Origin of the sequence: Kitasatospora nipponensis, from assembly GCF_039528135.1 — a bacterium.
GTDB lineage: Bacteria > Actinomycetota > Actinomycetes > Streptomycetales > Streptomycetaceae > Kitasatospora > Kitasatospora nipponensis.
The window spans coordinates 1-10,858 of the sequence record NZ_BAAALF010000235.1 but is presented as its reverse complement, the minus strand read 5'-3'; the positions used below and the strand labels follow the sequence as shown (position 1 = coordinate 10,858).

General features: G+C 73.1%; 9 protein-coding genes and 1 pseudogene. 4 read left to right on the top strand and 6 right to left on the bottom strand.

The window, feature by feature from the left end; genetic code table 11:
- Nucleotides 1–2,908, bottom strand: a 2,908-nt coding sequence (locus tag ABD323_RS36305; RefSeq protein ID WP_344446358.1) for a UPF0182 family membrane protein, incomplete at its 3' end; no start/stop codon positions are given.
- A gap of 265 nt (nt 2,909–3,173) precedes the next feature.
- On the opposite strand from ABD323_RS36305, the gene ABD323_RS36300 reads away from it, so the two are divergent.
- Nucleotides 3,174–3,737 (top strand): PPA1309 family protein, encoded by a 564-nt coding sequence (locus tag ABD323_RS36300; RefSeq protein ID WP_344446357.1) that lies wholly within the window; start codon nt 3,174–3,176, stop codon nt 3,735–3,737.
- 96 nt (nt 3,738–3,833) lie between these two features.
- Here ABD323_RS36300 and ABD323_RS36295 read toward each other — a convergent pair whose 3' ends face one another.
- From ABD323_RS36295 to ABD323_RS36280, 4 genes are all read right to left on the bottom strand, one after another.
- On the bottom strand, nt 3,834–4,916 hold the full coding sequence (locus ABD323_RS36295; RefSeq protein WP_344446356.1) for a YlbL family protein: 1,083 nt from the start codon (nt 4,914–4,916) through the stop codon (nt 3,834–3,836).
- Between the two features lie 42 nt (nt 4,917–4,958).
- Nucleotides 4,959–5,159, bottom strand: coding sequence for a hypothetical protein (locus tag ABD323_RS36290; RefSeq protein ID WP_344446355.1), 201 nt, complete (start codon nt 5,157–5,159; stop codon nt 4,959–4,961).
- Between the two features lie 186 nt (nt 5,160–5,345).
- Complete coding sequence (locus ABD323_RS36285; RefSeq protein WP_344446354.1) at nt 5,346–5,786, bottom strand: molybdenum cofactor biosynthesis protein MoaE; 441 nt, start codon at nt 5,784–5,786, stop codon at nt 5,346–5,348.
- A gap of 206 nt (nt 5,787–5,992) precedes the next feature.
- On the bottom strand, nt 5,993–7,141 hold the full coding sequence (locus tag ABD323_RS36280) for an NAD-dependent epimerase/dehydratase family protein (RefSeq protein WP_344446353.1): 1,149 nt from the start codon (nt 7,139–7,141) through the stop codon (nt 5,993–5,995).
- A gap of 223 nt (nt 7,142–7,364) precedes the next feature.
- Here ABD323_RS36280 and ABD323_RS36275 point away from each other — a divergent pair, with 223 nt between their 5' ends.
- Both ABD323_RS36275 and ABD323_RS36270 read left to right on the top strand, forming a co-directional pair.
- The gene (locus ABD323_RS36275; protein ID WP_344446359.1) at nt 7,365–8,921 is read left to right on the top strand and encodes a zinc-dependent metalloprotease; all 1,557 of its coding nucleotides are present in this window, start codon (nt 7,365–7,367) and stop codon (nt 8,919–8,921) included.
- Nucleotides 8,918–9,532 carry an NUDIX hydrolase gene (locus ABD323_RS36270; protein ID WP_344446352.1) on the top strand — a complete coding sequence of 205 codons (615 nt, stop codon included), beginning with the start codon at nt 8,918–8,920 and terminating at the stop codon, nt 9,530–9,532. Before ABD323_RS36275 ends, ABD323_RS36270 begins: the two co-directional genes overlap by 4 nt.
- Before the next feature lie 48 nt (nt 9,533–9,580).
- Here ABD323_RS36270 and ABD323_RS36265 read toward each other — a convergent pair whose 3' ends face one another.
- Nucleotides 9,581–10,264, bottom strand: coding sequence for a M48 metallopeptidase family protein (locus tag ABD323_RS36265; RefSeq protein ID WP_425556286.1), 684 nt, complete (start codon nt 10,262–10,264; stop codon nt 9,581–9,583).
- 234 nt (nt 10,265–10,498) lie between these two features.
- On the opposite strand from ABD323_RS36265, the pseudogene ABD323_RS36260 reads away from it, so the two are divergent.
- A pseudogene (locus tag ABD323_RS36260) lies at nt 10,499–10,858 on the top strand (ThiF family adenylyltransferase); the annotation flags it as partial.

Here is a 10,858-nt window from a genome sequence, read left to right as displayed (position 1 = left end):
CCGGCGGCGGGCCGGCCGGGCCGGGCGTCGCGCCCGCGCCCGCCGGCTCGGCCGCGGCCACCGCGTTCAGCGCGTCCTGCAGCGCCTTCTGGGCCGCGCCGTAGGCCGCCCAGTCCCCCGCCTTGAAGGCGTTCTGGCTGTCGGTGAAGGCCTTCTGCGCGTCGTCCAGCGCCTTCTTCAGCGCCGGGTCGAGCGTGCCGGTGCCGGTCCCCGGGCTGGGCGTGCTGCCGGTCCCGGTGGGCGGCGTGGTGGTCGGCGCCGTGGCGGTGACCCCCGGGGCCGAACCGAGCACGTTCGCCAGCGCCTTGGCCAGGGTGTCCTCGAAGGCCACCCGGTCGTTGCCGTACACCGCGAGCACCTTCTGCAGCACCGGGTAGTTGGCGCCGCGGCCCTTGACGTAGACCGGCTCGATGTTGAGGAACCCGCCGCCGACCGGCAGGGTCAGCAGGTTGCCGTACTCCACGTCGGCGTCGCTGCCGTTCTTCAGCAGCGTGAGCTGGTAGGCCACCGCCGAGTTGGAGTTGAACTGCGACTGGACAAGCTTGGGCCCCAGCGTCTTGCTGTCACTGGGCACCTGCACGATCCGGATCCTGCCGTAGTCCGGCCCCGGATCGGAGTCCACCGACATGAAGGCGGCCAGGTTGTCGCGGTCGTTGGGCACGAAGGTGGTGGTCAGCGAGAACGCCGAGGCGTCCTGCCCGGGCATCCGCACCGTCAGGTAGTACGGCGGCTGGACCTGCTTGGTGTCGATGGTCGGGTCGACCGGCACCTGCCAGATGTCCGTCCCGTTGAAGAAGGAGTTCGGGTCGGTCATGTGGTACATCCCGAGCAGGTCGCGCTGCACCTTGAAGAGGTCCTGCGGGTAGCGCAGGTGCGGCAGCAGCGTGGCCGGGATCCGGTCCTTGGCCTCGACCGTGCCGGGGAAGGCCTTCATCCAGGTCTTCAGCACCGGGTCGCTCTCGTCCCACTGGTAGAGCGTCACCGCGCCGGTGTACGCGTCCACGGTGGCCTTCACCGAGTTGCGGATGTAGTTGACCTGGTCGGCGTCGGCCAGCACCTGGCCGCGCTCGGAGCTGAGCGAGTCCTTGGTGGCGTCGCCCAGCGTCGTCTTGGAGGAGAACGGGTAGCCGTCGGAGGTGGTGTAGCCGTCCAGCACCCAGGTCAGCCGGCCGTCCTGCACCACCGGGTACGGGTCGCCGTCGATCGCCAGCCAGGGCGCGACCTTCTCGACCCGCTCCTTGGGCGTGCGGTCGTAGAGCACCTGGGCGCCGGTGTTGATCGCGCCCGAGTAGAGGATCTGCGGCTCGTCGAACTTCACCGCGTAGGCGGCCCGGGTGATCGGGTTGTTCAGCGAGACCCCGCCGCCGCCCTGGTACTGGTAGCTCTTCTGGCCGCCGTCCGAGGTGTAGTCGATCTCCTGGTTGGTCCCGCCGACGATCGCGTAGTCCTTGGTGCCCTCGCCGTAGTAGACCCGCTGCTCGTAGTCGCCGAGGCTGCCGGTGGTGGGCAGGCCGGACTCGGTGAAGACCGGCTGACCCTTGTCGTTGACCTGGTTGCCCTTGGCCGCGACGGCCCCGTAGCCGTGGGTGTACTTGAAGTGCTCGTTGATCCAGCTGCCCTGCTGCGCGCCGTTCAGGTTCAGCTCGCGCACCCCGATCACGGTGTCCTGGGCGCCCGCCCCGGTGCCGTAGCGGTCGACGTCCAGGGTGCTCGGGAAGCCGTAGTAGGAGCGCTGCTGCTCGATCTGCTGGAAGGTCGGCGAGACGATGTTCGGGTCCAGCAGCCGGATGTCACCGACGGTCTGGGCGTCCGGGGCGAGCGAGGCCGGGTCGGTGGAGCCGTTCGCCGAGTACTGCTGCGGCTGGGCGTCCGCGATGCCGTAGGCCTGCCGCGTCGCGTCGATGTTCTTCTTGATGTACGGCGTCTCCTTGGCCTGCTCGTTCGGCTTGACCTGGAACTGCTGCACGATCGCCGGGTAGAGCCCGCCGATCAGCACCGCCGAGAGCGCCATCAGGCCGAAGCCGATCAGCGCCGGCGCCCAGGTCCGCCGCAGCGGGGTGAGGAAGAAGAGCACCGCGCAGATCAGCGCCACGCAGAACAGGATGGTCTTGGCCGGCAGGAACGCGTTGGCGTCCACGTACCGCAGGCCGGTCCAGCCGTCGACTCCCTTGTAGGAACCGGTCTTCACCGCCAGCGCGTACCGGTCCAGCCAGTACGCGACCGCCTTGAGCAGCACGAACAGGCCCAGCAGCACGGCGAGATGGCCCTGCGCGCCGGCCGTCGCCCGGCGGCCGGGGCCCTGCAGCCGCAGCCCCCCGTACAGGTAGTGCACCAGCAGCGCGGCGATCAGCGAGACGACCACCACGCTGAACGCGAAGCCCAGCACGAACTCGTACCAGGGCAGTTCGAAGGCGTAGAACGAGACGTCGAGGTGGAACTGGCTGTCCTTCACCCCGAACGGCGTCTCGTTGGTCCACAGCAGCCACAGCCGCCACTGACCGGAGGCCGCCGCCCCACCGATCAGGCCGACCAGCAGCGAGACGCCGATCAGCAGCCACTTGCGGAACGGCGCCACGCCCATCCGGTAGCGGTCCAGGCTCTGCTGCTCCACCGACATCGCCGCCAGCGGCGGCCGCAGCCGGTGCGCCAGCCAGATGTTCAGCCCGGTGGCCACCGCCATCAGCAGCCCGAAGACCGCGAAGAGCCCGATCTTGGTCCACAGCTGGGTGGTGAAGACCGAGGAGTAGTGGACCGACTTGAACCAGAGCCAGTCCGTCCAGAAACCGGCGAACAGGACGAAGGCCAGGAACAGCAGCACCAGGACGGCCGCGGTCATCAGCAGCACCCTGGCGCGCCGGGAGGGTGGGCCGACTCTTGGACGGAACCCCGGCCCCTCGCGGTCGGGCATCTGGAATACCAAGGTGGCACCTCTGCTGTTGTGTGGTCGGATCGGGCCCTGGACAGGCCGGACGGGTGGAGCCGAGCGGGTGACACCGGGTTTGCCGGGGCGCCCACCAGAGCAACTTAATCAGCCTTCCGTTCAGTTCCCAGGGCCGGGACGCCTCCGATACCGCTCCTTGACCCGGCGCGGCCGCCCGCCCGGGGCCGGCACGGCGGCCGGACCCCCGCCCTGCGCGGCGCCCGGCCGGCCCCGGGCGTGTGAAAATTGGGTCATGTCCGACGCCCAGAACACCCCCGCCGACGCCGGCCTGCCGCCGGCCGCGACCCCGCTCACCCGTGCCGCCCTGGAGATCGACGAGTACGTCGCGGGGCTCGGCTGGGACAAGCCCGCCCGGCTCTTCGCGCTGGTCGACAGTGCCAAGCTGCGCCGGACCGACCCGGCGGTGGCCAAGCAACTCGGGCTCGACGCCGCGCAGGACGGCTCGCTGACCCCGGTCGAGCAGGACGAGCTGCCCGACGGCATGGCCCTGGACGAGTTCCTCGGCACCATCGCCTGGCCGGACATGGTGGCCGGCTGCGCGCTGGTGGTGGAGCGGCTGATGCTGCCGCCGGGCGCCGAGAAGAGCCGTCCGGCCAAGGCCACCGACGCCCAGCTGGCCGAGTGGGTGGCCAACCACCCCAAGCGCCAGGAGGTCCGGATCACCGCCGCCGTGCTGCGCGACGGCAAGCGCGAGACGGCCCTGCGGCTGCGCGAGAAGGACCTGGCCCGCGAGGTGCTCACCGGCCCCGACCTGGTGCCCGGCCTGACCAAGGCCCTGCTGGCGACCTTCGCCTGAGACGGCCGACGGCCCGCCGCCCGGCACCTGTGCGGTGCGGGCGGCGGGCCGTCCCGTGGGTGGCGGACCGTCGCCGGCCGGCCGTGACCCGTCGGGTCAGGAGGTCGTGCAGGACGGCAGCGCCGCGTCCTGTCCGGCGCGGATCTGTCCCAGCGCCTTGAGGGCGCCGTCCAGCGTGTCCACCTTGATCAGCCGCAGCCCGCTCGGGGTGTTCTTGCTCGCCTCGGCGCAGTTGTCGCTGGGGGTGAAGAAGTACCGGGCGCCGGCGTCCCGGGCCGCGATGACCTTCATCGAGATGCCGCCGATCGGGCCGACCTTGCCGCTGTCGTCGATGGTGCCGGTGCCGGCCACGAACTGGCCGCCGGTCAGGTCGGTGGGGGTGAGCTTGTCCACGATGCCCAGCGAGAACATCAGGCCCGCGCTCGGACCGCCGACGTCCTGCAGACCGATGTCGATCTTGAACGGGTAGGTGTGGGCGACCCCGGGCAGGATCCCGACCATCGCGCGGTCGGCGTCCGGCGCCTTGGTGGTGGTGACGGTGACCTGGCTCTGGTCGGCCGCCGAGGGGTTCGCCCCGTCCTTGGCGTGCGGCACGATGGTGAAGACCACGTTCTCACCGGGCTTGTGCTGGGTGACCTGCTTGGCCACCTGGGCCGCGTCGGTGATCGCGGTGCCGTCCACCGCGACGATCCGGTCGCCCGCGTGCAGCCGGCCCTCGGAGGGGCCACCGGCCACCACCGAGGAGACGATCACCTCGTTGCCGACCGGGTAGCCGAGCTGGGTCAGCGCGGCCGCCTTGGCGCTGTCCTGCGAGGAGGCGAACTCCTCGGCGTTCTGCTGCTCGGACTGCTGCTCGGTCTGGCCCTGCGGGTAGATGTTGTCGTGCGGCACGACGAGCACGTCGTCCCGCAACCAGCCGACCAGCACCGAGACCAGGCTCGGCTGGTAGGTGGCACCGGTGACCTGGACGGTCGTCATGTTGAGGTGCCCGGTGGTCGGGTACGTCTGCTGTCCGGAGATGCTGATCACCGGGGTGCCGCTCTTGTCCTGGGCGCCGAGCGTGTTGTACGTCGGGCCCGGACTCAGCTGCGTGTAGGGCACCTTCATCAGCACCGAGGCGCAGAGCAGCGCTATGAGCAGCAGGGTGGCGGCGAGCATCGTCGCAGAGCGGCGTGGCATGCCACGACAGTACGGGACCGGCCCGGGTCGGCGCCCGCCGGGTCAGACGCCGGAGCGGTCCGCGTGCTCCTGCGGAACCCGGTGTCCGCCGGTGCTGCGCTCCATCGCGGCGCGGAAGCGCTGGTGCTCGGCGAGCGAGGCGCCGTCCCCCGTGGCGCGTGGGGGTCGGGCGGCCCAGGCCGCCCAGATGACGGCGACCACACCTGCTGCGACGGGGATCCCCAACCAGGCCAGTACAGCCATGTCCGTCCTCCCAGCTCATAGTGCCTATCAGCACATTAACCGCCCGCACTGAGAACGGCTGTCAGGCCATTCGAGTTACGGCATGGCGCGACCCGCCACCCCACAGGCGTATTCGTCATACCGCAGGCACCCGAACGGGTAGGACCCGGGGCACCGGGCGGCCGGACCCCTCCGCGCCGGGCGGCGTCAGCAGGAACCGGCGCCGACCCACTCCTCCTCGCCGTCGGTGAAGACCTGGTGCTTCCAGATCGGCACCTCGTGCTTCAGGTCGTCGATCAGCTTGCGGGCGGCGGCGAAGGCCTCACCGCGGTGCGGGCAGGAGACGGCGACGATCACGGCGGCGTCGGTGATGTCGAGCCGGCCCACCCGGTGCACGGCGGCCAGCGCCCGGACCGGGTAGTCGGCGACCACCTTCTCCGCGATCCGGCGCATCTCGTCGACGGCGCTCGGGTGGCAGCTGTACTCCAGCGCGGCCACCGACTTGCCGCCGTCGTGGTCGCGGACCGTGCCGACGAAGATCGCGGTGCCACCGGCGGCGTCGTCACCGACCGCCGCGTACACCTCGTCGAGGGAGAGCGGCGTCTCGCGCACGGCGAGCAGGCGAATGGGGTCGTGGTTATCGGACATGCTCCCATGATCCGACATGCCGGGTGGGGCTCGACAATTGTCGGGTTGTCCAAGGCTTCCGGGCTCCGGCGGCCCGGCCTCATGGGCTCGGCTCATGGGCCCGGCGCGCGGCACCGGCTCAACGGCCCGGCCTCGTGGGCCCGGCGCGCGGGCTCCGGCTCACGGGCTCCGGCTCACGGGCTCCGGCTCGCCGGTCCGGACCGGCCTCAGATCCGGCGGCGCTTGCGGGCCCGCCGCACCAGCGCCGCGGTGCCGACCAGGGCCACCGTCGCACCGGCCGCGCCCAGACTGGTGGCGGCCTCCTTGCCGCCCAGCCGCCGCCCGGCCAGCGCGTGCTTGCCGGCGACCTGGGCCAGCAGCTCCGCCAGCACCTGCTCGTTGGTGAAGCGCGGGCGCCAGCCGGCCTCGTGCAGCCGGCTGCCGGAGACCACCCAGGGGTACATGGTGTAGGCGAGGTCGCCGGCCGGCGCCGGCGTCAGGCCGAGCCGGTGCAGCCGGGCCGCGGTGCCCAGCGCCAGCGCGGCGGGCAGCTCCATGCGGCGGATCCCGGCGAGCGCCTCGACCTCCTCCTGCTCCAGCCAGCCGTCACAGCCGACCGCCAGCTCGCCCTCCACCAGGCCGAGCGCCGCGTACTCCAGGGCGGCGGCCAGGTCGTCGAGGTGGCAGAACTGCCAGCAGGGCCGCGAACCGGCGACCACCAGCAGCCGCGGCGCCTCGAAGTGCCGGGTCAGCACGGTGTCCACGCCGGGGCCCACCAGCACGGCCGGACGCAGCACCGTCACCTGGAGGCCCGGGTGGGCGCGCGGCGCGCGGCGCGCGAGCCGCTCGATCTCCAGCAGGTCGCCGACCAGGCTGGCCTCCTCGGTGGCCCGCAGCTCGGAGTCCTCGGCCAGCGGCACCTCGTTGTCCGCCAGCGCGCCGTAGACCATCGCCGAGGTGCAGAGCACCACCCGGTGCACACCGGCGGCCGCGGCGGCGGTCACCACGGTCTGCGCGCCCCGCACGTTGTACGCGCTCCGGGCCCGCGGATCGGACTCCATGCCGAGGTCCATCGCCAGGTGCACCACCACGTCGACGCCGCTCAGCCGCTCGGCCACCGCCGGATCGCGCACGTCCAGCACCCGCCACTGCACACCGGTCGCCTCGCCGCGCCGGTCGTCGATGGCCAGCACCTTGCGCACGCCGGGCGACCCGACCAGCCGGGCGGCGACCCGGTCGCCGAGCACTCCGGCGGCGCCGGTGACGGCGACGGTGAGCGGTCGGCCGCCGTAGGCTGGGGACGCGGACCCAGGGGCTGCCTGGTCCTCCTCGCCTCCGGTCAGCCCAGAGCGAACGTCCGAAGGCGGGGAACTCACCGGCCATCCTCCACGGTTAGCTTATGTGCGTACGTACGAGTGTCACGTACGGTCCATCCTGCCCGAGGAGAGGGCCCGGCGGCGCACCCGGCGCGGGCGAGCCCGCTCGGAGCCGGCCGGCACCGGTGGTCCCCACCCGCACACCGTACGTCCCACCCGCTGTCCCCCACTTGCTTTCCCGCCACACCATCCGCGCGTGACGGCCGACCAGATCGAGGAACCCGTGAGCGACCTCCCCTTCGGATTCGGTGTCCCGCCCGAGGAGCCCGAGGACGGCAAGGACGGCAAGAAGGACGGCAAGAAGGACGACGCGGCCACGTCGGGCGGGTCGGGCGGGCAGCCGTCCCAGCCGCAGTCCTTCGGCTTCGGCGCCAACCCGTTCGGCGCGCTCTTCGGCATGGGCGGCCCCGGCGGCGCGGGCGGCGCCCCCGGCGACAACCCGTTCGCCGCCATGATGGGCGGCATGAACCCGGGCGACCTGGGCGCCGCCTTCCAGCAGCTCGGCCAGATGCTCTCCTTCGACGGCGGTCCGGTGAACTGGCAGCTGGCCAAGGACATCGCCCGCCAGACCGTGGTCGCCGAGCCCGTCGAGGGCCGCAGCAAGGACCGCTCGGTCAACGACGCCGAGCGCTCCTCGGTCGCCGAGGCGGTGCGGCTGGCCGAACTCTGGCTGGACTCCGCCACCGAGTTCCCCTCCTCCTCCGCCAGCGCGGTGGCGTGGAGCCGCGCCGAGTGGATCGAGGCCACCCTGCCGGTCTGGCAGGAGCTGGTGGACCCGGTGGCCGAGCGGGTCGGCAACGCGATGGGCGGCGTGCTGCCCGACGAGATGCAGGCGATGGCCGGACCGCTGATGGGCGTGATGCGCTCGATGGGCGGCGCCATGTTCGGCACCCAGATCGGCCAGGCGCTCGGCGCACTGGCCGCCGAGGTGCTGGGCTCCACCGACGTCGGCCTGCCGCTGGCCCCGGCCGGCAACGCCGCGCTGCTGCCGCAGAACATCGCCGAGTTCGGCGAGGGCCTGAGCGTGCCCGCCGACGAGGTCCGGCTCTACCTGGCCCTGCGCGAGGCCGCCCACCAGCGGCTCTTCGCCCACGTGCCGTGGCTGCGGGCGCACCTGTTCGGCGCCGTCGAGGCCTACGCCCGGGGCATCAAGGTGGACACCTCCCGGATGGAGGAGCTGATGGGCCGGCTCGACCCGGAGAACCCGGAGGCCCTGCAGGAGGCGCTGGCCGGCGGGCTGCTGCAGCCCGAGGACACCCCCGAGCAGAAGGCCGCGCTGGCCCGGCTGGAGACGGCGCTCGCGCTGGTCGAGGGCTGGGTCGACGCGGTGGTGCACGCCGCCGCCGAGCCGCACCTGCCGCAGGCCGGCGCGCTGCGCGAGACGCTGCGCCGCCGCCGCGCCACCGGCGGGCCGGCCGAGCAGACCTTCGCCACCCTGGTCGGGCTCGAGCTGCGACCGCGCCGGCTGCGGGACGCCTCGCGGCTGTGGGCCTCGCTCGCCGACGCCCGCGGGGTCGACGGCCGTGACGCGCTCTGGCAGCACCCCGACATGCTGCCGACCGCGCAGGACCTCGACGACCCGGACGGCTTCGTGCACCGCGGCGGGGACGAGCCGGCCGAGGGCGGGCTCGACTTCGACGCGATCGACAAGCTGCTCGGCGAGGCGGCGGCCGGCGGTCCCACCGGCGGCGCGCCCAAGGCGACCGGCGAGGCCCCCACCACCGGCGACGCGCCGAACGACGCCTCCGGCTCCGAGGACGGGGACAAGCCCAGCTCATGACCACCGCGGACCACACCACCCCGCAGGCGGACGCCCTGCCCGCCGACGCCCTGCACGCGGACGCCGTGCGCGCCCTGGAGTCCTGGGCGGGCACCGACGCCGCCCAGGAGCGGCTGCGCGACGACTACCTGGCGCACCTCGCCGAGCGGCCGGACGGCCTGTGGCGCTCCTGCCTGCCCGCGCACGTCACGGCCAGCGCCCTGGTGATCGACCCGGCCGCCGGGCGGGTGCTGCTGACCCTGCACCCGAAGGTCGGCCTCTGGCTGCAGATGGGCGGCCACTGCGAGCCGGGTGACCGGTCGCTGGCGGCGGCGGCGCTGCGCGAGGGCGTCGAGGAGTCCGGGATCGCCGGGCTCACCCTGCTGACGGTGGCGGGCGAGGGGCCCGCGCCGGCCCGGCTCGACCGGCACCAGGTGCGCTGCGCGGGCAAGGACCGGCCGGAGAACACCCACCTGGACGTGCAGTACATCGCGGTGGCGCCGCCGGGCGCGCGGGAGCTGATCAGCGAGGAGTCGCTGGACCTGCGCTGGTTCGGCTACGACGAGCTGCCCGAGCCGACCGACGACGCACTGCGCCGGCTGGTCGCCGTGGGCCGCGCACTGACCGCCTGACCAGCTGACCTCCTGACCCCGCCCGGCCTGCCGGGCGGGGTCAGGCCGTCAGCCACAGAGTTCGGGCTCGTCCTCGGGGTACTCGGGGAGGTCGGGTGGCTCGGCCTCCCGAGCGCCGGGGATGTGCGGGAGCCGGGCGGCCGAGGCGACCCCCTCCAGGTACCCGCGGGCCCGCTCGGTCTTCGGGTAGGCCTCCAGCAGGGACCAGAAGCGCGGACCGTGGTCCGGTACCAGCAGGTGCGCGAGTTCGTGCAGCAGCACGTAGTCCACCACGTACTCGGGCATCCCCTGGAGGCGGTGGGAGAGCCGGATGGAGCGCTCGCTGGGCGTGCAGGAGCCCCAGCGGGAGTTCTGGTTGGTGACCCAGCGGACCTGTCCGGGCCGGGCCCGGCCGTCCAGGTACGCCGTCGAGAGCCGGTCGGCCCGCTCGGCCAGCGCGTCGTCCCCGAGCCGGCGCCGGCTCTCCCGGGCGGCCAGCCGCTCCAGCATCTGGGCCACCCAGCGCTGCTCCTCGGCCAGTGACATCCGGGCCGGGATCAGCACGATCGTGCGGTCGCCCTCGCGGTAGGCGGAGACCGTGCGGCTGCGCCGGGCGCTGCGGCGGACCTCCACCGGGCCGTGCTCCGCGACCTGGGCCACGTCCGGCCGCCCGCGCGTCGCCGTTGCGGGCCCGGCCGCTGCACGGGCACGCCGAGGCGACGCCGAGGGTTGGGAGTCCCGTTCGGCTGCCATGGCACACGACGTTACCGGCTGGCACGGACAGAAGTCCGCTGCCGTGGCCGAATTCTTTTCACCGGTGATCACAAACGGAATGGGCCGCTCGAATGCTCGTCGGATCATCTCCACAGGGCTGTGGATAACTGGTTTGGCGAATTCCCGCAGGTGGGGCAGGCTGTCATCACCGAAGGAAATCAATTGATTTCCGAGAGTGAGCGAATTCGCCGCGACCGGGAGAGGAGGCGTGTCATGCGACCGATGCTCAAGACGGCGCTGTCCCGCGCCTGGCGGGACCAGCAGACCCTCCAGCTCGGGACGGCCCCCGGGCGGGCCCGCCTGGTGGCGGGGGCGGACGACCGCTTCTGCGCCTTCCTCGGCCTGCTGGACGGCAGCCGGGACGGCCCGGCGGTGACCGCGGCCGGCCAGGGGCTCGGCCTGCCCCCGTCGTACGTCAGCGAGGCGCTCGGCTCGCTGGAGCGGGCCGGCCTGCTGGAGGACGCGCTGGCGGTCGAGGAGGCGCTGACCGACCTGCCGCCGAGCCGGCGCGACCTGCTGGGCCCCGACCTCGCCTGCCTCTCCCTGCTCTACCCCGAACCGGGCGGCGGCGCC